19 protein-coding genes and 3 pseudogenes are annotated in these 25,670 nt (G+C 52.2%); 7 read left to right on the top strand and 15 right to left on the bottom strand.

The genetic code is table 11. The annotated features are described in order from the left end of the window. Nucleotides 1-265: 265 nt before the first annotated feature. Together NAL19_RS12525 and NAL19_RS12520 are read left to right on the top strand one after the other, a co-directional pair. Nucleotides 266-1,444: a DUF3800 domain-containing protein gene (locus tag NAL19_RS12525; RefSeq protein WP_263057528.1), complete on the top strand. Its 1,179-nt coding sequence runs from the start codon at nt 266-268 to the stop codon at nt 1,442-1,444. 241 nt (nt 1,445-1,685) lie between these two features. Further along, nucleotides 1,686-2,336: a pentapeptide repeat-containing protein gene (locus tag NAL19_RS12520; RefSeq protein ID WP_263057527.1), complete on the top strand. Its 651-nt coding sequence runs from the start codon at nt 1,686-1,688 to the stop codon at nt 2,334-2,336. A gap of 554 nt (nt 2,337-2,890) precedes the next feature. On the opposite strand, the pseudogene NAL19_RS12515 reads toward NAL19_RS12520, so the two are convergent. The 8 genes and pseudogenes from NAL19_RS12515 to NAL19_RS12480 form a co-directional block, all read right to left on the bottom strand. Beyond that, nucleotides 2,891-3,926, bottom strand: a pseudogene (locus NAL19_RS12515) (IS630 family transposase). 361 nt (nt 3,927-4,287) lie between these two features. Then, entirely contained in the window at nt 4,288-5,037 is a 750-nt protein-coding gene (locus NAL19_RS12510) for a TIGR03747 family integrating conjugative element membrane protein (RefSeq protein WP_263057526.1), read from the bottom strand. Next, on the bottom strand, nt 5,034-7,193 hold the full coding sequence (gene traD, locus NAL19_RS12505) for a type IV conjugative transfer system coupling protein TraD (protein ID WP_263057525.1): 2,160 nt from the start codon (nt 7,191-7,193) through the stop codon (nt 5,034-5,036). Before traD ends, NAL19_RS12510 begins: the two co-directional genes overlap by 4 nt. Before the next feature lie 4 nt (nt 7,194-7,197). Continuing rightward, complete coding sequence (locus NAL19_RS12500; RefSeq protein ID WP_263057524.1) at nt 7,198-7,737, bottom strand: integrating conjugative element protein; 540 nt, start codon at nt 7,735-7,737, stop codon at nt 7,198-7,200. Next, nucleotides 7,734-8,337 (bottom strand): annotated as a pseudogene (locus NAL19_RS12495) (lytic transglycosylase domain-containing protein). Before NAL19_RS12495 ends, NAL19_RS12500 begins: the two are co-directional and overlap by 4 nt. Next, entirely contained in the window at nt 8,319-9,035 is a 717-nt protein-coding gene (locus tag NAL19_RS12490; RefSeq protein WP_263057523.1) for a TIGR03759 family integrating conjugative element protein, read from the bottom strand. Before NAL19_RS12490 ends, NAL19_RS12495 begins: the two are co-directional and overlap by 19 nt. An 11-nt stretch (nt 9,036-9,046) precedes the next feature. Then, a complete protein-coding gene (locus tag NAL19_RS12485) occupies nt 9,047-9,697 on the bottom strand; it encodes a hypothetical protein (RefSeq protein ID WP_263057522.1) in 651 nt (216 codons plus the stop codon). Then, complete coding sequence (locus tag NAL19_RS12480; RefSeq protein ID WP_263057521.1) at nt 9,694-10,263, bottom strand: PilL N-terminal domain-containing protein; 570 nt, start codon at nt 10,261-10,263, stop codon at nt 9,694-9,696. The genes NAL19_RS12485 and NAL19_RS12480 overlap by 4 nt, the downstream gene beginning before the upstream one ends. 98 nt (nt 10,264-10,361) lie before the next feature. On the opposite strand from NAL19_RS12480, the pseudogene NAL19_RS12475 reads away from it, so the two are divergent. From NAL19_RS12475 to NAL19_RS12455, 5 genes and pseudogenes are all read left to right on the top strand, one after another. Further along, nucleotides 10,362-10,534 (top strand): annotated as a pseudogene (locus tag NAL19_RS12475) (integrase); the annotation flags it as partial. A gap of 341 nt (nt 10,535-10,875) precedes the next feature. Beyond that, nucleotides 10,876-13,680 carry a hypothetical protein gene (locus NAL19_RS12470; protein WP_263057520.1) on the top strand — a complete coding sequence of 935 codons (2,805 nt, stop codon included), beginning with the start codon at nt 10,876-10,878 and terminating at the stop codon, nt 13,678-13,680. A 268-nt stretch (nt 13,681-13,948) separates the two neighbouring features. Further along, nucleotides 13,949-14,662, top strand: a complete 714-nt coding sequence (locus NAL19_RS12465; RefSeq protein WP_263057519.1) for a hypothetical protein — start codon at nt 13,949-13,951, stop codon at nt 14,660-14,662. Nucleotides 14,663-14,679: 17 nt separating this feature from the next. Continuing rightward, nucleotides 14,680-15,057, top strand: coding sequence for a hypothetical protein (locus NAL19_RS12460; protein WP_263057518.1), 378 nt, complete (start codon nt 14,680-14,682; stop codon nt 15,055-15,057). 71 nt (nt 15,058-15,128) lie between these two features. After that, nucleotides 15,129-15,710, top strand: coding sequence for a hypothetical protein (locus NAL19_RS12455; RefSeq protein WP_263057517.1), 582 nt, complete (start codon nt 15,129-15,131; stop codon nt 15,708-15,710). Between the two features lie 146 nt (nt 15,711-15,856). On the opposite strand, the gene NAL19_RS12450 is transcribed toward NAL19_RS12455, so the two are convergent. The 7 genes from NAL19_RS12450 to NAL19_RS12420 all read right to left on the bottom strand — a co-directional run bounded on the left by NAL19_RS12450 (nt 15,857) and on the right by NAL19_RS12420 (nt 25,584). Beyond that, entirely contained in the window at nt 15,857-17,002 is a 1,146-nt protein-coding gene (locus NAL19_RS12450; RefSeq protein ID WP_263057516.1) for a hypothetical protein, read from the bottom strand. 422 nt (nt 17,003-17,424) lie between these two features. Then, nucleotides 17,425-18,054, bottom strand: coding sequence for a hypothetical protein (locus NAL19_RS12445; protein ID WP_263057515.1), 630 nt, complete (start codon nt 18,052-18,054; stop codon nt 17,425-17,427). Between the two features lie 196 nt (nt 18,055-18,250). Continuing rightward, entirely contained in the window at nt 18,251-19,594 is a 1,344-nt protein-coding gene (locus tag NAL19_RS12440) for a DUF4145 domain-containing protein (protein ID WP_263057514.1), read from the bottom strand. Between the two features lie 316 nt (nt 19,595-19,910). After that, on the bottom strand, nt 19,911-22,190 hold the full coding sequence (locus NAL19_RS12435) for a DEAD/DEAH box helicase family protein (protein ID WP_263057513.1): 2,280 nt from the start codon (nt 22,188-22,190) through the stop codon (nt 19,911-19,913). Between the two features lie 279 nt (nt 22,191-22,469). After that, nucleotides 22,470-23,492 (bottom strand): IS110 family transposase, encoded by a 1,023-nt coding sequence (locus NAL19_RS12430; protein WP_263057333.1) that lies wholly within the window; start codon nt 23,490-23,492, stop codon nt 22,470-22,472. Nucleotides 23,493-23,755: 263 nt separating this feature from the next. Next, on the bottom strand, nt 23,756-24,865 hold the full coding sequence (locus NAL19_RS12425; RefSeq protein WP_263057512.1) for a DUF6094 domain-containing protein: 1,110 nt from the start codon (nt 24,863-24,865) through the stop codon (nt 23,756-23,758). Between the two features lie 71 nt (nt 24,866-24,936). Next, nucleotides 24,937-25,584 (bottom strand): hypothetical protein, encoded by a 648-nt coding sequence (locus tag NAL19_RS12420; RefSeq protein ID WP_263057511.1) that lies wholly within the window; start codon nt 25,582-25,584, stop codon nt 24,937-24,939. Nucleotides 25,585-25,670: the final 86 nt, after the last annotated feature.

The raw sequence follows: 25,670 nt of genomic DNA, 5'->3' as shown, positions 1-25,670 counted from the left end.
TTCACGTGGGGCTAACAACCTGAATAACTTCGTACATTTATGCTTCGCTTCTCATCGCTCAAGGTCGGCGTTGGTGAGGGGGCACCTCACGCAAGTGAGGCGCTATTATGCAAAGCTATTTAGGCAACTCAAGGGGGAACTGCTATTCTAGCGTTTGATGCTATGTCGTATTGCCAAAATTACGGTGTATGCTGGAATTATGGAATTGAACGAAGTCCTCTATTAAAATAAAAGCTGAATTTTTAAATTAAAAATGGAATTTAATATGATGGTTAAAAATCTGTATCTTGATGAGAGTGGAAATAGTGGTGATTTGATTAGTCGAAAAAATGGTCTTGGTTTTGCTGGACAGCCTATTTTTTCGTTGGCAGCGATTGATGTTTCGCGATTTGAAAATATTGAAAGTAGAATTAATGATCTGAAAAATAAATTCGGAATTCGAGCGGTTGAGTTGAAATCGTCTGATATTTTTAAGAAAAAACCGCGATTCATGTTTGAGGTTTTTTCGATTCTGGTTGATTCAAAATGTCCATTCTTTATTGAGGTTGTTGATAAGAAGTACTATATTTCAACTTCGATTTCAAATCACCAATTATTGCCACCATATTTTACAGGTGATGAGTCGGATGGTCGATTTCAAATTTCTAGAAATATTGCGTCAGGAGTAATGGCTCTTGAAATGCCTGATGAGTATTTTGAACGATTCTTTGACTCGTGTCATGAGCCAAGTGAAGCAAATATTTTAAGATCTATGGTCGGTATTAAAGAGTTTTTTGGGGGGCATCCAGAATATAGTGGGTACGCAAAAAACTTAGATATGTCTATCGAAGACTATTTTGATGTAAAAAAGGATATTGGTGATAAGGCAGTATTTAAATTCATTCCGATTCCAGATGATGGAAAAAGAGGGAATAAGATTTTACTTCTGCCACATGTTTCTTCTTTGACAAATATTATTGCTCGTGTAAATTTGGCGAATAAGGGCTGCATTGCAGGAGTTACGTTCTTTCATGATAAACAAGATCATTTTGATGAGGTTTTGTTTTCCATAAAGGAGTTAATGGTTTCTAATAGTCCGAATGAATTTTCTCCCCCAACCCCAAATTCTAATTTTCAAGTAAAGACAAGTGCGGATTTACAGTTTTCTGATTCTAAAAAGTCGTTGGGGGTACAGATAGCTGATTTGTTAGCCGGATTTTTTAACCGATATTATGAAGGGTTCTTTAATTCTGAGGCGGAATTTGATGGTATTTATCATGAAATTTACAATAAAATTATTGATGGGAGTGATCAAGAAAAGAGCATTGGCGTTAACTGGGTTGTGCCTCCGTCCAGACTATATGAGATTGAGTATTTTCACCATTTTGGGAAACGGAAAAATCCGTCGCCTACCGATTTGATTTGTTACGTGGCGAAAGATTTCGGTGTCGTAATAGAGGATTAGAAAATCATGTGATGCTATGGATGTTCTCTTTTTCTTCTCCGGTAACCTAATGTGTCGTATGCTGAAATGGGAGGATTACCCAACTAGGGGAGCGTATTCACCGATTGGTAGGAGTGATATGGTTTTATTAAGTTAATTAAAATACTAGTCGAAAATTATTTATTATGAATCCGTGCTCGAGTAAAGCAGTGGGTTGGTTTTTTAAGGAGCATGACAGGCGGAATTGCCAAGGAGTAGTGGAATGAGTCTGGTGGGGAAGAATAGGAAGGTTTTTAGTTATAAAAATGCAGATGTCAGGGAGAAGTCATTTCAGAATAAAGACTTCAATAAAGCACTGCCTTATAATTCAAATTTTAGTCAGAGCAAATTTGAAAATTCTTCGTTTTCAGCTACGAAGTTTAAATACTGCGAAATGTACGAGTGTGTATTTGATAATTGTGATTTTACGGGCTCACTTTTTAGAGGATGCAATTTGCAGCACTCCAAGTTTACGCGCTGCTTGATTCGGGCCTCGCAGTTTGAAGGGTGTAAACTCAAAGGGGCTGTTTTTTCTGAGTGTATTATTGTTGGGAAAAAAATTCCGGTTAATTACGATCTAAGCCTGAAGAATATATTTCTTGCTGCACTCCCTTCGATTGAGGATTTTGACCCTCTGTTAATAAGAGAGGTTGAGAGGTTGAGATCTAATAATTTCATCAGAAAATCTGCGGTTTTTCACTTAAAACGTCAAAAAATTAATACGGTAACGTTAAGGTTTTTGATGATGAGGTTTGATTTGGATTTTCTTGTTGAAAATATTCCTAGGCTGGGCAGTGAAATCACAAGAGATTTCTATACCGTCAGCTATGTGGTTAAGTTTTTGACTCGATTAAGGAAATCAGCTAACATGTAACTGCCGGGTCTCCTCGCCCACGGAATTCCATCACTAGTAAATGTTTGGTCTACGGACTGTTGCCGGTTAAAAACATTTATCATGTCGTTTGCGTTTGACTTAGTGGAGGTATTGCCTATGGTAATGGACTTTTTAACATGTTTTGCATTTGTGCTGCTTATGCTTCATAAGTTCTTGATATGGGTCATTTCCGTGGATGGCGGGGCGATTATGAAAGTTGTTCAAGGGGCGCTGAAAACTGACCCTTTTAATTTTGGCTTGTCCTAATAAAAACTAGGAAGTTTGATGGGCGGTTATCGAAAATTCACAGAAATTTGATAGTCGCTGTTGTATACATGTGCTGGTTTGAATGCCGAGGAGACACATAGTAGTTTCATCCAGTCTGTGTGGAATAATAAAAAAATTCCAAATTTTTTGCCATTTTCTTCAAGCAAAATACCCAAATTTTGACCTGTCGGAAACGAATCGATGGGCGCTGGCGGATTATAATCGACACCAAGAAAAGGTCGAAATGAAGTCTTTGATTGGGAGTTCTCCGTGCTAAATAACTTCGCCTAATACCGCTCCACTTTAGCCAGACCATGCTGATTGCCGGGGAACGGTGAAGCGGCATTCATAAATAGTTTTACCTGCTCCAGTAACTGCCACATATACCGGCACTGATGGTTACGCGTTATCGTTTCGTGTAACGACAACCACAGCAACTCGATTGGATTTAGCCACGGCGAATACGTGGGCAGGAACAACAACCGGAACTTCGTATTTTTTCCCAGCCACTTTTTCACCTTGTGGCTTTTATGAATGATGTAATTATCAACGACCAGCGTAATGGTTTTCGCTCGCCGATATGTCCGCCGTAATGTCTCTAACAGCTTGATAAATAAATCAGAACACTTTTTACTGCCGCCAACGTAATGGACTCGTCCCGTATCCGAATGCAGTGCCCCTGCCAGATAATACTTTTGGTTCTGTCCCGGCGTAGTAATACGTTTCTGTTGCCCTTTGAGCATCCAGTCTGCACCGATTTTCGGGTTCAGGTCGATATCTACTTCATCCTGATAAAACACGGGATGCTCCGTTTGTTTCCGAGAGACCGCCTGTTCGATGGCGAGTCGCTTTTCCTCATAATCTGGGTCTTTGATTTTCAGTGTTGGCGCAGCTCTGCGCCAGACAATGCCCGCTCGTCTCAGATAGCGATGTAACGTGGAAGGATGAAGCGTCACGTTAAAAAGCCGGTTAATGATAAGTGCCAACAACTCGGTACTCCAGCGGGAGCGCAGCCAGCCAAAATCCTGAGGAGAGCGTTTAATAAGAAGCGGTAGCATATGCAGGATATCAGCGACTGGCCAGCGCGGTGCTCGTCCGGCTTTGAGGCTCTTTAGACCTTCAACACCATGTAAAGTAAACCAATTTATCCATCGTCCAACGGATGAGCGGGCAGAGCAGTCTTGCAACGTCGGTGACAGTCATTCCCCGATGCAGCATCAGTATGGCGATGAGTCGTCTGGAGTAATTTTTATCATGTGTCTGTTGGGCTTCTTTACGCATTAGTCGTCGTTCTTCATCAGGGATTGCTGCTATGATCGGCATCGCTCAGTCCGGTTGGTGATTTGTTTTGATTTGGCGATTGATCAGATCGCACAACTCGGACTGAGTTCCCTTCAAGTGATCTACTATTTGGCAAAGTTATTTAGCAGTAATCATTGAACTCGAAGGGCAGCGGGAATTACCTAATTTGCAGAATCGGTCAGGATTTCTAGAAAAGCCAAGAGTGAATGTTTGTGTCGCGGTTTTGTACCCAGACATGTCCTAGCAGAAGTTCACTGCGTTGGCTGATGGCAGAGCCATATTACATGAGTCAGCAGGACGTCATAGCGCAGAATTGATGTAAGATGAAGCAACACTGATAATGCACAGACACCGCCTGGGCTTTGGCACCGCACTTACACACTTACAAGTATTTCTTGAAACTACTCGCCGTCAGCGCCACAGCGATACCCAACAATATCGCACCAGGCAGCAGGATCATCAGAGGATGTACCGATACCGGCAGTGCCAGATAGGCTACCCAGGGCAGCACAGCCAGCGGCAGTAACGCGGCCTTTGCCCTGTGGTAAACAAAGCCCGATTCGCGACCCGCGCCAAACCTGCGCACATCGCGCCGTACCAGACCATCAACCAGGCCCACAAACACAGCCATGACAATGAGCGGCAATGTCAGTACCAGCACCAGCAAGCGCACCATGAACGTCAGCGTGGTGAAGGCTGCGGCGATCAGATAGTTTTCTGACCACACATAGGCTTGGCTCACAAAGTAGCGAAAGTCGCGCCTGGGTGTCTGGCTGGGAGTACGCGCATGCTCGGCGGTCTGCTTCATGCGTTCAAGCAGTCCAGTCTTGACGAACATCCATTCATAGCCGGTGTCGATGAGCTGGTGTGCCGTGTGGCCCGGCTCCTGCACGATGGCGCTGCGGGTAAAATTATTCGACAGGTGTCCCAACTCGTACTGCAGCATCGCCTGCGAGTGTTGCCAGCCCTGGTCTTTCCAGAACAGATGCATGCCTGCGCATTCCACGATGATCGAAATCAGCAATGAGCCAATCAGCACACCCATCAACCTGAACGGCAAAGTGATGACACTGGACAGCAGGCTTTTCCTGCGTGTCTGCCGATGTTGTGCCGTAGCCGCTGAATCGCTCATGGCGCTTTACTCTCGTCGATAATAGGGTCGGCATCCTCATCAAGTAGTTCAGGCGGTAGCGCTTGCCCCTGTAGCGTAGGTGAGCCCTGGTTCTGCCACCATTGACCGGTATCGGTGTAGCTTTGGCGCATGTAGCCAGCCAATTGCTGAAGATCGGCCGGCATGATTTCATCTGGATCAGGGGCGGGCAGGGGCATGCGGATTTTCCACAGGTTGCCACCCTGCAGCAGCGCGAAACACTGACCTTTCGGAAGTTGAACAACGTGTGAGGGCTCGATCATCGGCACACTCGACATGCTGATGCGATCCTGTGTGTTGCTGGTGAAGTCGGTTTTGGTGTGGATGTCGGAGCTGTCGGTTGCGCCACTGACCACCGTTGTGGTGTAGACCTCCACCTTGGGCAATTGCTTGGTGAGCAGTTCGGCGGTGGCTGTCTCGCGCACGCGCAGCATGAACAGGTTGTTGAAGTTTCCGATGACCTGGCCTGCTTTGGCGCGATTACCGATGCGTGCTTCGATATCGCTCAGGGTTTGAGTGTAGGCGGTGACCTGGATGCCGGCACCGCCACCTTTGTTGATCATCGGGATGAATTCATTGCCCATCAACTCATTGAATTCATCGGCATGGACGTTGATTGGTACTTTGGTGTCTGCTGATGCGCCGGGCAGGCCGTCGTCGATACCGAATTTGTAGATGTGTCCGGCCACAGAGACCATATCGCTGAACATCGAGTTGCCCACTGCAGCGGCGACTTCGGCATCGGATAGCGCATCGAGCCCGACGTAGACCACCGCGCGTTTCCTGATGATCTGCATCCAGTCGAAAATCGGTCTGGGGTCGTTCAGATCCGAATAGTTCGGTGCCAGCAATTGGGCGATTTTGCCGCTGGTGAGTTTTTCAAGCAGGGGCAACAGGCTGGCGACGATCTTGTCGAAATAGGTTTTGTCGTAGCGAACCGCCGATCTCAAGCCATCCAGTACAGGGTCGTAGTTACGGGCCTGGCTGAGGTATTGCTCAAGAGCGACCACGCGCTTTTCGCGGCCGATCATGTTTCGGGGAATGTTTTTCTCGTTGAGCTTGGCTTCAATCTGAACGATGACCTCCCAGGCCTTGGGTTCCGTCTGGGCGAAGTAGTGCTGTGCGTATTCGATGAACAAGGCGTCGATATTGATGACGTGGCGTTGGATCAGCATGTAGTCTGGTCGTTGCCCCAGTTCAATCAATGCCCTGGCGATGATGTTGACGAACCGCCAGGCAAATTCCCGGAAGGCCGCGCTGTTCCCTTCTCCCGATAGCTGGCCCGAGATACGCGTCGCAACCTCGGAAATTCGCCCGAAGCGGCCCACCGCGTTGTAACGGGCGCTGATCTCCGGCCACCCCAGATGGAACACGTAGAACGCGTTCTCTCTGCCTGCGCGTCTTGCCTCGACGAACATCCTCTTGAGAAGATCTGCGTCTCCTTTAGGGTCGAAAACAATGACCACTTCATGCTCACCGAGGTGATTCTTTCGACGAATGTCCTGGGTGATGAACAGTTCGGCCAGCCGCGTTTTGCCCACGCGTGTGGTGCCCAGAACGAGTGAGTGGCCAACGCGTTCACCCAGCGGCAGGCTGACGTCGACTTCCTCCGGCTCGATGCCATGCAGGCGCGGCAAGCCGCCAACAGGCGGTAATGGCCGTACCGGATTGAGCGGGATATCCCAGGTCGTGAGTCGGGGCAGTTGCGACAGCGGAAAGGAGGCGAACTCCAGCCGTTCCTCCAGCCGACGTGCCAACTGGTAGGCGGGTGTCGGCTCCACATAGCGTCTGAACTCGGGTCGGTAGGTCTGCATCAATCTGTGGGTGTGCTTTTGTTCCCAGCGAAACCCTTTGCCAATGAACAAGCGTTGTTGGCTGACAGGCACATCCCTGCTCGTCATCACGTAACGTGGCAGGCGACGGATATTGCGGCGGTAACGCAGGATCACCTGCGCATCGCGCCAGCGCAGTAGGCCAAAGATCCCGAAAGCCAGTGCGCTACCGATGCCGATGTCCGGACTCAGCGCGAGCGACCACGGTGCAGCTACGCACAACAGCGCGGCTCCGGCACAAACGGCAACGGTGTAGAGCTCCACAGGGGGACGCAGCAGTACCTCGACAGGCTGAGTCTGTGCCATCGTGTTATTGCTCAATACCCGTGCTGGTGATGAGCACGGGGTAATGTCGCAGGCCAAGGCGTTCGACCAGGTCATCAGCGGCAACGGGCACAAGCTGCAGGCCCGGTGCGGCTGCGCGCAGGCGTACCAGACCGTCCTCAGTCTCAACGTTGACGACCAGACCGACGGCACCACGCTCGCGCAATGATGCGCCCTGGCGTTGCAGCCACACATGGGATGACTCATCGTCGCCGACCAGGAAGAACGGCTGCAGACCAGGAGCGTCAATGATCCGGCGTGCTACGGTGCCGGGTGTGAGCTTCGGGCTGCGTACTGGCAGCATGTCCGCTTCGGTGGCTGGATTGACCTGCACCGAGGGGAGTGCAATAGGGGGGCGTGGCCTATCGGGTGAACGTGCCTGAAGACTGAGCGCTTCGTAGTATGGCAGGGCGGATACCCCGCCCAGGTCTTTCACCACGATGGGCGGCTGTGCCGCGTGCAGCAACGGCGGTACGGTGGTGAGGGTCAGGAGCAGGCCGTATACGGCAGCGATACGGGAAGTCATGGGGAGGTCTCCTTGCTGACAGTGGGGGCGAACAATTGCTGTTGTGGCCCTAATACGCGCTGAAGGTGCTGCGACACACTGCGGCGGTAGCGTGCCGCCGGAGCACCTCCAGCAGGTCGGTGGTAGCGACCCATCGCCAGCAGCCAGTCTTCGCCGGGTGTGTACTGCTCTTTGAGGATCTGCGCAGCGATCGCCAGGTTGTTGTACGGATCGAGTAATTCGCAGGGCTGGCGGTAGCGGTGCTTCTGCCAACCGAGATTGATCTGTCCCAGGCCCACGTCGATGCGGGTAGGCGGTACGTCTTGCAGGGCCTGATGCACTCCTGCGCAGGCTTGCGCCCGGCTGGCATATCGGCGTGACTGGCCAGCGACATTCAGCGACATTCAGCGACCACGGCCACGGCACGATACGTTCTCTCCGGTACACGCCACTTTCCTGCAACGCCACAGCATACAGGACGACGGAAGGAATGCCTGCGCGTTGAGCAGCCAACTGGTAGGCGGGTGGAGGGATTTCCTGCGCCTGGGCCAGACTGGTCAGTAGCAGGTATGCCAGTAGTACATTCAAGCGCTGCATGGCGTTCAGGGCTGGCGTTGCCATTGACCATTGACCTGTCTGAGACTGGCGGGTAGTTCTCCGGGCATGCCCAGAGACAACCAGCGACCGGCATCGTGGTTCAGGGTGATGGTGCCGTTACGCACCCGTACCGGGTCGATCCGGGCACGCCTGGCCCAATCGCGGATACGCGCATCGTCTTGCCGTGAACCGACCATGTACAGGTCGAATTCAATACCAGACGCTTGCAGGCGTTGTACGTGCTCGGCGCATGTAAGACAGTCATCTTTGACGAACACTGCCGTGCGGCCGTTGCTGGTCACTGCATTGCTGTTGGGGACGGCATCCGGCAGGTTCACCCGCTGCATGCCGGGGTTCAGCTTTTGCCAGGCTTCATCGTAAACACGCTGATAGGCCAGCAGCTTTTCAACGCGACGTGCTTCTGCCTGTACTTGCAGTTCGGCATAGCGTTGTCGTTCGTCGTCACTGCGTGCCTCGATGCCCAATGCCGATAGTGGATCGAGGTTGGGTGAGTATGTGCCGAGCGGCCCCTCCATGATTTTGCGGTAACGCAGCCATTCCTCTGTGTTCAGGCCCCAGTCCTGAGCCAGGTGCTCGTCTCGGTGCTGTTCGACCTGAGTCGGTACGATACGGGACTGCATCGTGATAGGTTGCTGTGCCATCGTGGTGAGTGGAAGGGCTGTCACCGCAACTGCGATGAGGATCGTCATCATGCGTTTCATGGTCTTCTCCATCAGGGGATCGCCAGGCGGCGTGTCTGTCCGGCGCGGCTGAAAATTGCGGTGTTACCCTCAATGGCATCCAGTCTCCACTGGTCCACGGTTTCGCCGAGCGACACAAGCTGGATTTGGTTGGATGACAGCTTTCCGCTGGCAGGTGCCAGCGAGACCATGCGTTGTCCTGCACGCAGTTCCAGCCCCAAAATGCGGAACGGGAATGGCATTTTTCTGGGCGCTGTCGCTGCAGGGCTGGCAGTGCTGTGGGCGGTTGGCGGGCTCGGGCGGGCAACGTCCAGTTGAGACTTGAGCCGCTCAAGCTCGTCACGAAGGGTTTGCACGGCTTGTGTGGAAGCCTGGTTTTCCTGCATCTGCTCGATTTGAGCGAGGCGATTTTCCTGATTCTGCTGTAATTCCCGTAGGGCTGTAGTGCTGGCAGGGAGAGTGTGCGTTTGAAGTACCTGCATGCTGTCGGCCAGCTCTGTCACGCTTTCTTCCAGTACGTGAATTTGCTGCATGCTGGCATCGACCTGTTTCCGTTCGGCGAGCTCGGCTATCGCGCGATAGCTCAGGCCGATAAAAACCGTGAGTACACTCAACCACGCATAGATCAGGAACCAGGAGACTGCGGCTGCCGTGCGCTTCAGTCTTGTAGGTGCGTTGTTCATGGCTGACCTCCTGCGGACAGGGCTGCTTTACCTGCCTTGGCGGCTGGGAGGTTGATGGGAGCTGCACCGACCTCGCTATCTGTGCTGGCGCGTACAAAGCACACCTGCCGCACTCGGTCATCGACCTGCATATCCCACGCTGAGCCAGCCAGGGTCAGCAGAGCGTCGCGTAGGGTCATTGGCCCCATGTGCAGGTGAGCGGCGGGGAGTGGAAGTGAGTACAGTTCAGCGAGGGTTTGTGCTGTTTCACAGAGCTGGTAACCGCTGCGTTTGAGCACATGCCGCAGGCCATCACCGACGGTGGCGCGGGCGTCTTCGGGTATTGCGACGTCAATGACCTGTAGCAGCAGGTCGCGTTGCGCCGCGTTGGGTGCCAGTTCAACAAGGGTATAGCGCCCGTAGCGCACGATTGGGATGAAGTTCGGCGTCGCGTCGGGAACCGGGGCGACCGCTTTAATGGGCTGTGAGGGGGGCGGGGCAGTGGTTGTTGTGCATCCGCTGCTCAAGGTTGCAATGATCAGCAGGTGACTGACGAACAGCCGCTGGGTTAAATGTGTGGGTGACATGGTTCAGCTCTCTGTTGCGATGAGCTGTTACCTTCGTCTGAGGCGTGGATTTGATCAGCAAAGAATGCGGATTGGGTGTATTCCTATTTTGCGTCATGGTGCAGGACGTGAGGCGTCCGGGTGTGGGCACGTTGATGAAGACGCTGGCCTACAAGCGGGCCGAGGTGAGCCGAACCCTTTGGCGTATTGCGCAAGATGTTCAACTTGGCCGCAGTGAGGACTGCGTTCGGACGGCACGAATCCGTGCCGTCATGTTCTGATGTATCCGCCTGAAATCGGTTCTGGTATATGTGGAATTGACTGGAACAGGTAAAACAGTTTATGAAGGTAGCACCACCGTTTCTTTGGTAATCACCATGGTCTGGCTAAAGTGGAGCGGTAATATGCAAAGTTATTTAGGCAGAAGTAACAGAAACCTGAACGGAATTCTATAATGTTCGCTATCGGTCAAAAGCGGTCGTTGGCTGGCGACTGCTTTCCGGCAGTTCAATTGTATGACGTGATGCGCTACTTAGTCTGAACTGCTGAAGTAGCGTTACCGGATGGAACGAAACTGGGTGCAAGGCATACGATAGGCGTCGATTTGGCGAATACAACACTAAGGGAGAAAATATGTCCGAACTCATCAAAATGCGCGTCGTCAGGGACTTGATCGACGAGTTGGCATACATCGACCCGACCAGCCTGGAGCTTATCGGGCACAAGGTCATCGAAACGCTCGAAAACAAAACTCTCGTGCACCATGGTATCAACAAGGACTACAAGCCGGTTGGGTACACCGTCGACACGTTTTCTCAGGACTTCACTGTCGTCGGCGAGTACAGCACCGTCAGCGGATACTTTGACGATTCGTCGGGGAAGAAGAAGGAAAATCGGTTCGACAAGATCGAGAATGACATCGCTCACGCTATCGAACAGGCCAGTGCGACACCGCCTACCAAGATATACCTTGTCACTACCGAAGAAGAGCCGGCCTCGTTCCGTGGAAACTTTAACAAGTCGAGGATCGCCGAGGACGACAGGAAGCGTGTGCACTTCATAGACGCAAGGGAACTGGCCAAGGCCATCTTCAAGTGTTCGCAAGAAAACTCTCAGATAGCCGATTTCTTTCGTCACTATCTACCTGACTTTTCGCAGAACCTTGATCGCTATGAATACTACGGTCGGGTGCCGTCGGCATGCGCACAACATCAAACCGAACAGCCTTTCGTCGATGCCATGCAGAGCCACTTCGCTACTGGTGCTGAGGTGTGTGTACTTCACGGCTTGAGTGGCTCTGGGAAGACGCAAGCTGCGATTGATTTTGTGCATGCCGAGTTGCCTCGATTTGGCAATTATCTTTGGATCGCAGGAGTCGACTGGTCGGAGGGAACGCCGTTGACAGCGATCAAACGTTCGCGTGGTGGAGCTGCGATTAATGTCGCCGGATTGTTCAATGCGACACGAACTCTGCTGGTCATTGACGACCTTGATCGAGCTGTCACGATTGAGTCGTTTGCGGAACTGAGTAAGGGTTTCCTGCTCGGAGGCCGTGTTCTCGTGACGTCTCAGCTTGGTGCTCCTGGAAGTGAGATCCATCTTCAGTTGCCACCGATGTCCATGTCTACGGGTTTTCAGATCTTGGGGGAATCTGAAGATGTTGCGAGCCCGACATGCAAGCAGTTTGTCGAAGCCTGTCGCTTCTGCCCTCTGATCCTAGCCGTCACTCGAGAAGTCGCCAAGGTCGACGACATGCCTCGTGACGAGCTGTATAGCGAAGTCCTCCAAGATCCCAAAACTGTTCATACAAACGATGGCGGTAACGTCATGGAGCGTATCTTGAGTCGTTTGAGTGGAGAAAACCGCGAGGCATTGCGAAAGATCGCTGATAGCGGGTGCACGACATACGACTCCCAGTTCTTGAGAAGCTTCATAGGTGTGAACGCGCGCGTTTCGTTGCAGAATCTTGCCATCTTGAACCGGACTGCAGCGACTGCAACACTGTCTGTTCACGACCTTATTTGCCGAGTTCTTCGATCGGGTAATTCTGTATCTCATGAACTTGCCAGCGCTGTCGCGCGATATATAGATCAGAAACGTGGCGAAATGGTGCCGAGCGTCCTCCGGCAGATTCACCTTTGTTCTAACCAACTCCAAGCCGCCTACGTCGCTGGTATCGAGGCCGCAGAGCCAGGATGGGTGACTTATTCCCTGCTTCAATTCGATAACCCGTCGCGAGCGGCGTTGATCTCCGAACTGCACTGTGTCGACTTGCACTCCGAAATGCCTATCGCACAGTTGTTATGCATCATCGACGCGAAGGAAGCGGCTTCGTATGACCTAGGAAAGGAAGAGCGCATAGCCTATTATAAGACCTGCGCTGACGTGTACGGCAAGATTGCGATTGAAGCAGAGAATCCAGACGTTCGAGCGGAAATGCTGCATCACCAAGGCAAAGCGCTTCGTAGATGCGGCGAGATCGATGCTGCGCTGGAGTGCTTCAGGCAACTATTGGCGGAGCGGCCAGAATGGCACGCCACGTACGGACAAATTGCCCACCTTGGTATGCAAAGTGACGCCAATTCTGAGGCTAAGCGACAAGGTGAGGTTGCGATTCGGCGGCTGGTCGACGAGGTTCGGCAGGGACTATTCACTGTTCCTCTACGTGTGTCGCTCGCGACGTTGAGCAAGCTCCGATCCTATGGGCAGGTTAGTGCTGAGATTGGTGCCGACGCGGCAATGGTCAGACAACTGGGAGACTTGGTTGCGCTATCCGCATTAGAGGGATTTGACCAGTTCTACGAGGCGTTCCTCGCGCTCACTGCCTTGTTTGGTTATCGTCATGGCGCGACCTGTTTGACGGTCGCTGAGGTTTATCCTGACATGCTCGCCATTTTTCCAAACACAGTGGATCGACGTCAGTGGGTAAATGCCTGCGAAGCGCTTGCTAATGTCTCGATCGTCGCCAGACGGAGTGGAAGTCACACACTTGCCGCCAAGCTCGAAAGCACGATGCGTGCTTTTGCAGATGAGTTGAGTAGAGACACTGGCATCCAGCCGTACACGGCGCGAGTCCTGGCCAAGACTTTCATGGCTATCGGAGATCACCAAGGGGCGCTCGATGCGGCTAATAAAATTGCTAATGATGCCAAAGATCACTGGCTACTCTACCAGCAAGCCAAAGCAGAACTTGCTCTAGGTCTACTCGAACCGGCGTTGGCAACGGCTATGTGCGCGCTCAAATCCGCCGAGAAGGATCCAAAAGGGAAAGCAAGGCTGTCAATCTACCACGACTTACTCAGCCAATGCCTCGAAGCCCTTGGAGCGTTTTCGGACGCATTGATAAGCGCCGAGACTGCACTGGATTTGTCTGGCGACGAAAAATATAGACAGCACTTAAACGCGCGTGTGGATGAGTTGAAATTACGTCAGAGTTGATTCTGTCTAGCCGTTGTCATCGTGGTCACAGGGGCTGCTGCAGTTTGGAAAGTTATTGAGCTAGGCCTTTGGAATCGGGCAACAGTGCCTCGCAGGAGACGGCAATGCCGCAGAATCTAGCTTTCTTTTTCACTAGATGTGAATGCCCGGTTTAGGGCAGATCGGTTCACAGATCGATTGCTGCTTGTCGGTGAAGGCAGCAATCGACTCACTATGAATGATGGGCGGAATTAATTGCTATGCAAGGTTAGACCTCTGGGGAGATAGAGTGGCAAGTGATGACTATATATTTTGGACCTTTACGGCTGCAGCGCAGAGCGTTGCGGCGTTCATTGCTATTCTTCTGACTGGCTACACGCTTGGTAACGATCTTCTCCGTTCATGGCGTGCTGCGGACGAATCCCTAGAGGAAGTTGAAACAGCATTAAAGAGAAAAGTTCACCGCCAGCTTACAGTTCTAGCAGTTGTCACTGGCTTTTCCATAATTCTCTCTCTCCTTATTGTCTACTTGAATGGAGAGTACGTCATACCGGTTTGGGTCCAAGCAATTACGGGTCTCCTCGTCTGCGCGTCGATAGTGGGCGCATTGTGGTTCGTCATCACCTTGATCGATCCTGATAAGTATAAGAAGGTCGCGAAAGCCGAGTTGCAAGATTCACCTGGTGAAGACCACGCATCTCAGCCATCGGATGAGTTCTTCAAAGCATTCATCGCGCTAGAGCGCTCGATTCGCAGCTATCTCCGCAGACAAAACCTGTATGTACCGAGTCGGGGTGCACCAAAAATGAGCTACTCCTTCCGGCAAATGGTGGACTCTTTGCTTTTCAATGAGCGTATTGATAGTAGCTTTCAGAAAGAGCTGATGGAGATCAACAAATACAGAAACTTGGTCTTTCATGGCCATCTTGAGCACGCGGACCCACGAATGACGGACCGCGCAAAGACAGCAGTTAGAAAGATTGATGAACTGCCAGATGTTTAACAACTAACTCAACAATCATGACACCTGAAGAAAAACGCATATTCGATTTGGTAAGGTCTGAGCTCCGCCCCGACTTTGTCCCGCCTGAATATCGTGGCATTGTTGATAGTATGTACTGCGGTCACTGCCATCATGCAACTATCGCCATGTACAACCTTCTTGGAGGTAAAGCCAGTGGTTACAAGGTTCGGAAAGCGATTGATGAGTTACAAATTAAACACTATTGGTTAGAATCACCAGCCGGTGAAACCATTGACCCAACCGCTGAACAGTACACCGACCTTAGACGCCCTTTCCCGTACGCCAATCGCGTATCCCAAGGGATTTCTCACCTCAAGTCCAAGGCTGCTGTAGAGATCATCGCCAATGTTCAGCGCAAGTTACAGCTGGCCTAACAATTCATTCAAGCCGACGCCACTTCTCTACTTAATTCAGGCGTTAGGCGTAACAATTCAAGTTCCGCATAATGGCTATTCCAGAAAAAGACTTCTTCACACTCAACGAAATTGTCCATCGCTGGCGTTTTGCGGGAATGGATAGCGCAACCTTGCTGAAACTAGCGACGGATGACCTTCTCATTTTTTCAATCTACGTACGAGATATCGGCAGTCATACATCCACTGGGGAAGTCTCGGACGGAGCGGCGGTAACGAATCACACCGTGCATTTCAGCCTCAAGGCAAAGGGTTACTCGCGTCCACCAATTCAATACCTAAAATCTGACGATACGAGTCGCATTCTCGAAGCGGGGCCGGGGGAAAAGATTGCGGTTCGAGGTCATTACAGCGCTCCGGAAAGAACCAAAGAATCTGGCCTTGGGCATGTGACAGCGCCGCAATTCACACGCGAGGATCTTATCGTTTCCAAGGTTGAAAGAGACCGCTTCGAGAAGACGCACAAAATCCCATTGTCTCCGCCATTGTATTCACGTCTGTGGCACTGGATGAGCGATCAGGCGAACCAGCGCGTTCTGACCATGTTGAGCGGTTGGCTAGTAGCACTTTTAAGCACTGCGCCGACAGCATGGGCTTGGTGGCATCAACTTTAGGGTTCGCTTCTAACCCATCGGTCAAGCGTACCCATCCGGATTGTAACTGTCCGGCCAGAAGCAGTCATTGAAAATATCCGCGCAAGTGACTGCTTCAGGCTGAAGCTGCCTCTGATGGAATTATATTGAGGGCTTGGAGTGCCAACTCACCCTTTATCTGGCTCGGAGTCCTCAACTGCTTCAGAGTTTGAATGGGAATACTTCATGTGCTGGAACGTCTCATTCACGAGTGCTGAAATCTCGTCTGCCGTAGGCCTCGGCGGTATCTTTAGGGGCTCTGCGAGATGTGGGATAGCTTTTGCTAGTGCTGCCAGAAGCGTCAGCTGACCGAGCTTAACTAGTCCAGTACGCAGACGTTGATTTCGTGCGTATGCATTTCTGGCGATATGCTCGGGGTCAAATGGTCCTTTGTAATCAGCACTAGATATATATGTCAGATGCCGGTCGTACTCCTCGCTGTACGAGTCCAAGCGGCTAACCTCTATCACGGCATCCAAACGGAGCCACTCTTCTCTTGTAATTAGGTCGTGAGCAGCTTCGCCAGCATGAATACTTGCGAGACGAGCGAAAACGTCTACAGGTAGACCCTGAAGCGGTAACTCGAGTCCGATTAGTGCAGAAAACTCTCTATGTTGCTTTATCAGCACAAGAGCTTTCGAAAAATCATTCGACGAGAGTCCAAGGGCCTCGCATATTTCTTTCTTGACTGACTTAAGCTGTTCTGCCCACTTCTCGTGAGGTGGCAGTCGCTTGGCAATGGCCTCTATGTTTGCTCGATGTAACTTCTCAGTATACGTTCCCTGAGAGTATTCCTGCTGCAGGATGCTCAAGCATAGTGAAAACTCCTCCGTCTGCTTGAACATTTCTCGCAAGCGGTCGCCGAGCGCGCCCAGGTTGATGTGCTCAATATTTGGAAGATGCACATTTTCGCCAAGGTCACGAGAGTATCGAAACGTCATGCCGGTGTTGTCGACATCGGCAATTTCTTTGAATATCTCTTCCAGAGACATTCCGAGTTCGAGGAGACGATTATCGTGCGCGATAGCAGCCGCGAATTTTCCCCATAGCATGTTCAAGTCATGAGTGGCGATGGCATCAGTTTGAGTTGGGTTTGGCCCTAAAGTTGAGACGTTCCGAATCGAGTCTTTCATGAACAATTCGATGAAATGCCTAGCATTGAAGCAAATCGGGTAGACAATAGCGTCCACGAACACGTACTGTTCTTCGCCAGTTTCAGGGTCGACGTAGGATTCTGCGGCGGCGGCGGCGAGCAAAACCAACGTAGCCTGCATGAAGCCCTCTCGATATGCGTAGTCTAAGTCACCGGCCAAGTGCGCGCCAACAACTGCGTTTTGATGCGGTCTGGAGAAGTCTGTACGAAACGATTTGTTATTCATCTAAAGGCGTTTGTTATTTAGTTTGTCGGCACTGGTAAGTCCGAAATCGGAAAGCAAAAACAGCGTCTTGTGGGCAGGGCTGCCGTTGGTTTGGTTATTCTAGCCATATGCCGCCTCAACAGAGCCTAACAGCGGTCGCGGCCAATGTCTATGTGCATTGGGCCGTCGAAGCCGCTTCCTCGTTTGGCTGCAATCACTGCATAGCGAACGCTGGTCAAATACTGGTCGAACGGCAGTTGTGAGTCGGAAACGGGTGTCTGACTAAGTCTGCTGTAAGCAGCCAGCTAGACTAGATTTACGAAGTTGGTGCTGATGGCTTATTGAGACTCATTCAGGGACGGGGGAAGAGTGTTATTTCCACCGTTTTTCACTACCTCTTTAAGGCGATTTTTTTCAGTGATTAGTTGCTGGAGCTGTTCTTGCATTCTCTTTAGATGCTCTCTGCCATTTTCGCTGCTCATTTCTACCCCGGCAGGAGTAATAATCATTTTGGTTGATGTGCCTTGGCGGTCGATTGTTAGCTGACCAGCAATAAACCTTGCGTCCGACCGAAGTTGCTCAATATCACTAATTACTGAATTTAATAAAGCGGTGTGTGCATTTTGTTTGGCCGTGTTTGCCATGACTTCTACCTGCGCTCTTCCTGACCTTGAGGTATCCTCAAGAGCAGCGGCAGCTTCAATCAATTCTTCCTTTTGATATCTAACTGCTTTGGTAAGCCAAAAGAATGCAGCAAGAGCGAGCACGGGGTTCAGCGCACCTCCAATATAATCCCCAAACTCACCCCATTTCGAGGTTTCATGAGATATGGCGCTGGACGTTAAAACGCCAAACCATAAAAAATATATTAAAAAAACAAATCCAACGTATGCGGCGACAATTACCTGCCAAAGCCTTATGCTTTTTGTCAGTTTATGAAGCTCAAGTTTCTTGTTTTTTAAATTCATAATAATTTATAAAAAAATTTATGTTTAATATCGGCTTTGGCTTCATTGCTACTGTCTACGTTAGACAGTTAGGTGTCGTCAATGACTTACAGTAGCAGAGGCAGAGGCAATGAGTACAGCAGCAATGGGTCGAAAGCGATCAGCAACTATCGATAGCTTTCAGCCATCCACGATGATTTCGATCAATCCGGCTGCGTTAGGCACCACAGCATCTCTTGTACTTTTTGCCTGATTTGCAAGCACAGGGGTCATTTCTCCCTTGTTTTGGTCCTTCAGGGCGTTTTGGCATGTTTAGCAGTATGTCTAAAAAATGTTCCTGTAACTCTTTGTGAAGTTTGTCATCTACAGCAAGATTGAAGTAATGCGCCGCTGATTCATGGCCCGCTTCCGCAGCTGCTTTTAAAAGCGCTTTACCGCGCTCTTTGTCCTGAACAAGCTCTTTGCCCTCATAGAGAAACCGTCCAAGCAGGTATTTGCAGTGTTCGTCTCCGCTATTAATGCCATTTATAAAGCTTTGTTCAGCCAGATTTTGAGAATAGTCGGAGTAGGGTTTTTCCAGATACAGCAACCCCAGTCCTGCATGTGCCGAGATTTTCCCTTTTTTCAAGGCATGTGAAAAAAAGCCAAAGGACTCAACGAACTTGCCTTCCTCACGTAGCCAATTACCGTATTCAGGCAGAGCATCGGTATAGCCTCGCTTAGCTGCGGCCTCCAAGGCTTTAACGCCGCGTTTCTGGCTTTCCTCGCCTTTTGACTGGTAAAAAGTAAGCTGAGAATACCGAAATAATGCTTCTGTATTTGCGTGTTTAAACAGAAATGCCTCTTCCCCGCCCATTTCGTGAATCTCGATCTGGCTTTTTAAATCAGCTCCAGCGCTGATCACGCATGCAGCCCAGTACAGCTCTGCCGCCATTTTTTGAGTTGTTTGCTTATGCGCGTATTGGCTATTCGCTATGATTAATACTCCTTTGGGCAAGGGAGCCAATGATTGTGCCTCCAGAATCAAGCCCGCAGCCATCTTTGCCTCGAAGTTCACTGATGAAATAGCTTTCCAAAGCGTTTGCTGATTATTGATGATGTCGCCGACGTCCACGACTGTTATCTCTGGCAACTCCTCACCTTTGTTGACCAAAAGAAAAACACTTTCGAAGATTCCCACTAGCGTTTTACGGGCACAAAGTGCGCTTGCCAAATTACCAGCACCTCGTGCTTTACTGGTGTCCTCTCCATCACCATTTACATCGCCATTTGTTAGCTTGGCATGAACCACTTCATTGCCAAGCTGACGGATTCTATGTAGCTCAGTGCGCAAGTTATGGTCGATGATCTGGAATTTGGACAACTCTTGAATGGAGTTAAAAAGGTCTAAATTCACCAGATCAATGCCAGAGTGCTCTCCTAGCTTTTGAGTCAAGTGTTCGACTACGATTCGGAAGTTTGTTTTCGCATAGTCTGGATAGGCCGTCATCACGTCTAAAGCGCGGCGGTATGCATCCCCTGCTGCCGGTACAAGGTCGATGCAAATTTCTACATCAGTCATTTTGCGCCTAATACCTTTCCTATTCATATTTTCTCTTTTTTCACGTGGCCTGCGGCAATTTGACCATACCTAAATAAAACGGTACACCGTTTGTTCTCATAGTATCCAAGCAGATAGATTCCAGTGACTGCAAAAGGTCGAAAAAAAGCATCTTCCCTTGCATCTGATGTTGTGCCTTTTTTATTTTGGATGGTGCGCGAAGGATTGGGCCGCTATGACGAACAAGCCCGCTGTCTCTGGGCAGTTTTCACCGCCACAGCGCAACGTGTCATGTGAAAAAGCCGACGTCCTTGTAGGACGCCGGCAAACAGGAATATCAGGCCGCGACAAGTTGCCGGGCCAGGGCAACTTCAATAGAGTCGCCATCTTGATTAAGCACGTCCAGTCCTGACTCAGGGACGTCTCCCGATGTGCTCTGAGAGACCAGAATCTTCTTCGCCATCAGGGCCAGGCACGTCATCTGCGACGTGGCCGCATACCCCAGGTAGATCACCTTCACAGGCTGCTTCTGACCGATACGCCAGGAGCGTCGTGCGGCCTGCTGCAGTGTGTACACGTTGTACCCTGATTGCATGAACACAATCGTGGGGAACTCCAGAAGATCCAGCCCTGTTTTGACAAGCTCCGGGTTGGTGATGAGGACATCAATTCCTCTGTCGAGCTGTTCTGCAATCCAGTCTTCACGGCGGCTGGCATCGACGCTGGCGCGCAATACCGCAACCCGAAAGCCTTCTTGCTCCAGCAGCATTTTCAGCCTGCTGGTGGTATCTCGCGTGCCTGTGTAGACGGAGTAGGCCAGGATCTTGCGCCCCTCTGCCTTCTCCTGCTTGCAGATGTCGATTAGTTCCCGTTCCTTGGGCATCACCTGCAGCTCGTTGAACTGGGCCGGGGTGAATGCCAGTACCTCTCGTGTACGCGGGTGGCGCACAGTTTCGGTACGAAAGCAGCAGTCAGACCAGGCTAACAGCACATTGAGCACCACGCCCAGTAAGGTGGTATCCCGCTTACGCAAGGCTTCCTTGAGCTGAGTCGTCAGGCTGGCAGCAAGCTTGCTGTAGGTATCGCTTTGCTCGGCGTCCATCGCGACTTCCCTGAACTCTTCGTCATACGGGGGCAGTACGCCACCAATATCTCGGAGTTTGAGGAAAATCGTGAAGGGCAGAACGCAGCGCAGCACGCCCTTGGGGCCGAACCCTGGCGCTTTGACGGTTCTGACGGTGACCTTCGAGCCTTTTGCGGTCTTGTGGGCCGGGCCGTCGCTTTCGGAATAGATGTCCTTGAGGACGCCATGATCCCGCATGAATGCCATGGCCGCAGTGTTCATGCTGCCGCTGGTGCTCGGTCGGTAGCCGTCTTCGATCATACGTCCGGGCAGTGCCCGGAACAGCAGATAAAAGAGATCGGAAGCGTAGCCACCCATCAGCGTGCCAGTGAGCAGCAACGTTTTGCGGGTTTTGGCTGCAATAACGCCCATGGCCTGACCTTGCGCGGAACCGCCTGTCTTGTACTCATGGGCTTCGTCGGCGATGAGCAAATCGAACGTGCTTTGCGGCAGATACCGCTTCACAAATTCGCTGGGTTGATAGCCACCCTCACCGAAGCCGAACTCCATACTCGACATGGCGCGTTCCATGCGCTGAGCCTGCCGGTCTGAAAAGACCAACTCCCCCCGGTTGTCCATCAGGTTGATGAACTGGTGGAAGTTGTCCCCAAGCATCGAGGCCAGGAATGAATCGCCGAAGGTTTTCATCAGCTTGGCCGCCGTGGCTTCACCAATGGTCGGAATGCGTTTCAGCGCCCGCAGTACTGCTGCGGATTGATCGCTGCCTGACAAACTGCGTGGTCGCATCAGTGTCCAGAGGGCACCTTTGCAAACGCCACACTTGCGACGCACTTCCTCGGCATCGAGTTCCAGTGCGCTGACGGGCTCGCCATCAAGGGTGTTAACCATGGTGCCGCAGTGTGGGCAAAGCCCAACGGTGCCGTGACGGGTGCGTTTGCGAACGAATGCAGGCTTCCAGTGGAATCCCATTCGCATGCGCACACGGCCAATGATGAAAAATTCCTGTCCATCGGCTGGCACATTCAGTTGCTCGCGCAGCTTGATCAGTTTGAGCAGCGTGTCCGGGCCGTTGAGCACCCAGACTTTGGCCCCCGTGACGGTTTCGAGAATCTCTCGCCGCCATTTATAGACCAGGTGCGGTGGGCTGAGGACGAGTGTGCGGCGATAGCCTTCCGCATTGAGTACCGCCGCCAGCGCGATGCCGACGGTGGTTTTGCCCGTCCCCATCTCACCATTGACGATGGCTGCGCGCTCGCCCTGGTTGACGAGCAACTCGGCTGCTGCATGCACGACCTCGGCCTGGGCGGGGAACAACTGTCGCTTGAGACTGGCGAGAATGCGTTGTCGGTTTGCACGTGGCACACCGTTGTAGACTGGTGGATTGGCTCGGTTGAGAGAGTCGAGCAACTCATCCCCGAACTCGCTGACAAAATCCTGTAGACTGATAGAGAGTTCGTCGTTCGCAGGGTCGAACAGATCGCCTGTCTCGGGCGATTGCGTGACGGCAGGAGCCGCTTCGATTTGTATGCTCATGGTGATGCTATATGAACGCATCCCGTTTGCAAGGCTTCCGTTGTGTTGACGTTGACGGATAGGTCGCAGCTCTATATCCGGCCTTATTGCAGCCTGTGCCGCGGGCCTCGATGAGATTCGCCGACTTGCTCCTTATTCTCCTGGCGGGCTTTATGCCCGACACACCATTCAGGTTCAGCAAGTCCCGGTCTTACCTGTCGTCGTCATCACGCTGGCTGCCCTCGCAACCTTTCCGCATTCATCCTTTTGTTAAGGGTTAATGGTTTTCAGCATCCGCTGTTAATACGGCCTGATGCTGACGTAATCTTTCCGGTACTCCCGTTCGTGCGCCGCCACCGCCCACACCGTGCGCGCCAGTTTGTTGGCCATCGCGACTATCGCCACACTGGTCGGCCGCCGTTTCTTTAACTCCGTTATCCACGGTCCCGGCTCTTTCGCCAACAGGCTCGCTGCCCTCGCTCCATGGATAAACAGCGTACGCAGGTAGGTGTCACCGCGTTTGCTTATCCCCAGCAGGCGAACCTTGCCGCCAGTGCCGGTCTGTTTTGGGACGAGTCCGACATAGGCCGCGAACTCCCGTCCCGACCGGAACGCATGAGCCTCGCCCATCGTAGCCACCGCCGCCGTGGCTATCAGTGGCCCTACGCCGGGTATAGCCATCAGCCGTCGGCAGGTCTCGTTCTGTTTCGCCAGCGCCGTCAGTTGTTGCTCAATGCCGTTAATCTGAGCATCCAGCTCACTCAAGCGACGGTGCTGCTCTTCAATCTGGGCGATGAGGAACAGCGGCAGGCGGTTTTTCAGCCTCTCCAGCGCCACGGGCAGAGCCTTGTCCAGCGCGGTACGTCCTTTGCGTACTGTTTCACCAAATTCGAGCAGTAAGCCATGCAGGGCATTGGTCTGCGCGGTGCGGAACTTCACCCACTGGCGGCGCATGCGATGCAGTGCCAGAACGGCCTGCTGCTCTTCGCTCTTTACGGCAATCCCCCGTCCCGGTTGCTGGACCGCCATCCATATGGCGCGGGAGTCCATGACATCGTTCTTGTTGCCCATCAGGAAGGCTTTGACGAATTTCGCCTGAAGCAGGCGAACCTGATGACCAAGTTTCTTCAACTCCCGGGCCCAGTGCTGAGAGCCGCCACAGGCTTCCATACCAATCAGGCAGGGTTCACGGTTGCTGAAGAAGGTCAGAACATCCTGACGTCGCAGCTGTTTATCCACCACTTCGCCGCTATGTTTGTCGATGAAGTGAACCTGAATCAGGTGTTTTGCGATATCAACGCCAACAGGGGTATAGTTATTCATGTGTGGAGTCTCCAGTCAGGGGAACGATGAGTATCCCGTTATAGGCACGATGATGCCGGAAATCTGCGAGGCTCCACACCCCGTCTTTCAGCCTCTGTGCTACTCGTCAAATAGTTGGGATGCGTTCATCTCATTCTCCAAAAAATGGGGCATGCACCGCCCAGGGGCGATGTATGCCCCGATGGGTAAGAGAAATGAGCTGGTGTTGAACTCGGGTTCAGTGGCCAGCAGTGTGTAGGTGGTACTGTTTCCCCTTGCGGGGATTAATGGATGGTGAGAATCCGTCCCAGCGTGGCTGAGTCGGGAGATAAATCCCATGCTCTGATGACGGGCACGAACTTATCGGTGAGAATGCGCGTTTCGGCGATTGAACCGTCATCGCGTTCGCAATACTCGGTGCTCGTCGCTTTCTGCTTGTAGGTGTCGCCCTTGACCGCAAGTGTGCGGCCGCTTTGGGACTGCACGACACCGGAGATCGCACCCGCCGCCAGGGCTAATGCCAGGTGCCATTCAGATAAAGCCCGAGCAGGCGCACGCAGCGATTGCTGCGCAGCACCGAGGTGAGTCTCGAACGCCGGCCACAAACCTCGCAGACGCTGTACTTCTTCGGCGAACTGCATCGGCTCCATGCTGATGCGATAAAAATGCTCGGGTTCGGCCTGGGTGCCTGGCACGATATAGGGAAGCGACGTCCACTCAGGCGGCAATTCCTCTGCGTCTTGCTCTCCCTGCCCAATTTGCAACAACCGGGCGCGGGTGGACTTCACGTCTTCACTTGCCAGATCACGTTGGCGAATGCGACGACCGAACAGCACCACTTGCTTGAACTGTGTATCTAACGCACGGAAGATTTGCAGGTCGGCGAAGTGGCGTGTGAGCCAGCCCACCATTTCCTGATCGAGCACATAGAACGGAATGATAAAAACGAGAATGCCGTGGTACTGCAGCAAGGGCAGCGTCCGCTGGTAGAACAGCTTTTCCAGTCGGGGCCGGCCTTTACCGTCGTAGCCGATATTGCCGTTGGCATCTCTGGACAAGTCGCCGTACGGTGGATTGAGCCAAAGCAAGCCGAATGCCTGACGCGAGATGAGGGTATCCATCAGGTCGGCATGGATGCAGTGATCGACTAACAACCGTGCATGGCTGGCGCGCTCCTGATCGTACTCGACAGCGTACGAACGGGTGTGATCAAGCCCGAGGGCATGGGCGGCTTCGGCAATCGCAACGCCTTCGCCGGCACAAGGGTCAATAATGCACATGGGCTCATTGCCGGGAGCCAGTGCTGCGAGTGTCCGTTCGAGTGTGGACTCATCGGTAGGGTAATAGCCATTTTTGGCAAAATTTCTGGCGAGCCGGGGAAACATGAGTGCCATAGGGACCTCCTGTCTGGCGGTGATGAAAGAACGTGCAGGAGCCTGGTAAGGCAGCGCCTGCTGTGGAACGATCAGACCACCGCGTGCGGTGTCCAGATCTGTGACGGGTATGGATAGGCCGTGAGAACACCATTACGGATAAGCTCGCCCAGCGCGTCGGTGAGCGCTGGCACGTCCAGTCCAAGGCGAAAGCCCCGCAGTGGCCCGAGGGCGACCGGTAGCTCATGGAGCATGTCGCGGCTGCGCAGTAACTCCAGCACCGGCGTTTGCCAGTGGTCGAGCAGCGGCAGCGGACATGTGTCTTTGACGAGTTGCCACAAGCGAACGGTCGGTTCAGCAGCAGAGCGCGGCAATAGTGCCAGTGCGCTGGCCGTGTTCTTGTCAGGGCAGATGCAACGCTGGTCGAATAGCCACAGGTTGGTGAGCGATCCAAACAGTGTGCGGCGATAGTTGCGGGTCAGGCGCTTTTCAAGGCGCTCGACCGAAGGGATGAACACAGGTACGGAGCCGCCCTGTTCTGTGATGAGGTGAAACTGGTTCAGTCCATCTTCATCGCGGCCCAGTGTGAGTCGGGCGATAAATTGCTGGATGGCAGTATCCCGCGCCCAGATTGAGACAAAGACCAGATCGCCATTCTCGCGGCAGACGCAGGCATCGACCATCAGGTCAGTGCATTCGTCGATACGGAACAACGGTTGCTGTAATGAAGATTCGGGCATGGTGGTGTCCTCAATAAAAAATTGAGGGGCAACACTGCCCTTGGGGCCGTGTTGCCCCGAAGGATGGGAAAAGCGCGCAGCGGTGG

Source organism: Pectobacterium sp. F1-1, from assembly GCF_025643735.1.
Classification (GTDB): Bacteria; Pseudomonadota; Gammaproteobacteria; order Enterobacterales; family Enterobacteriaceae; genus Pectobacterium; species Pectobacterium colocasium.
This window is presented reverse-complemented; position numbering and strand designations above follow the sequence as displayed.

Bases quoted from the DNA above. Each gene is read 5' to 3' on its own strand.
- NAL19_RS12480 (WP_263057521.1), bottom strand. From the start codon at position 10,263: ATGTCACCCACACATTTAACCCAGCGGCTGTTCGTCAGTCACCTGCTG.
- NAL19_RS12425 (WP_263057512.1), bottom strand. From the start codon at position 24,865: ATGGCACTCATGTTTCCCCGGCTCGCCAGAAATTTTGCCAAAAATGGC.
- NAL19_RS12525 (WP_263057528.1), top strand. From the start codon at position 266: ATGATGGTTAAAAATCTGTATCTTGATGAGAGTGGAAATAGTGGTGAT.
- NAL19_RS12440 (WP_263057514.1), bottom strand. From the start codon at position 19,594: ATGACTGATGTAGAAATTTGCATCGACCTTGTACCGGCAGCAGGGGAT.
- NAL19_RS12500 (WP_263057524.1), bottom strand. From the start codon at position 7,737: ATGACTTCCCGTATCGCTGCCGTATACGGCCTGCTCCTGACCCTCACC.
- NAL19_RS12490 (WP_263057523.1), bottom strand. From the start codon at position 9,035: ATGAAACGCATGATGACGATCCTCATCGCAGTTGCGGTGACAGCCCTT.
- traD (WP_263057525.1), bottom strand. From the start codon at position 7,193: ATGGCACAGACTCAGCCTGTCGAGGTACTGCTGCGTCCCCCTGTGGAG.
- NAL19_RS12460 (WP_263057518.1), top strand. From the start codon at position 14,680: ATGACACCTGAAGAAAAACGCATATTCGATTTGGTAAGGTCTGAGCTC.
- NAL19_RS12470 (WP_263057520.1), top strand. From the start codon at position 10,876: ATGTCCGAACTCATCAAAATGCGCGTCGTCAGGGACTTGATCGACGAG.
- NAL19_RS12485 (WP_263057522.1), bottom strand. From the start codon at position 9,697: ATGAACAACGCACCTACAAGACTGAAGCGCACGGCAGCCGCAGTCTCC.
- NAL19_RS12450 (WP_263057516.1), bottom strand. From the start codon at position 17,002: ATGCAGGCTACGTTGGTTTTGCTCGCCGCCGCCGCCGCAGAATCCTAC.
- NAL19_RS12520 (WP_263057527.1), top strand. From the start codon at position 1,686: ATGAGTCTGGTGGGGAAGAATAGGAAGGTTTTTAGTTATAAAAATGCA.
- NAL19_RS12420 (WP_263057511.1), bottom strand. From the start codon at position 25,584: ATGCCCGAATCTTCATTACAGCAACCGTTGTTCCGTATCGACGAATGC.
- NAL19_RS12510 (WP_263057526.1), bottom strand. From the start codon at position 5,037: ATGAGCGATTCAGCGGCTACGGCACAACATCGGCAGACACGCAGGAAA.
- NAL19_RS12455 (WP_263057517.1), top strand. From the start codon at position 15,129: ATGGCTATTCCAGAAAAAGACTTCTTCACACTCAACGAAATTGTCCAT.
- NAL19_RS12430 (WP_263057333.1), bottom strand. From the start codon at position 23,492: ATGAATAACTATACCCCTGTTGGCGTTGATATCGCAAAACACCTGATT.
- NAL19_RS12445 (WP_263057515.1), bottom strand. From the start codon at position 18,054: ATGAATTTAAAAAACAAGAAACTTGAGCTTCATAAACTGACAAAAAGC.
- NAL19_RS12435 (WP_263057513.1), bottom strand. From the start codon at position 22,190: ATGAGCATACAAATCGAAGCGGCTCCTGCCGTCACGCAATCGCCCGAG.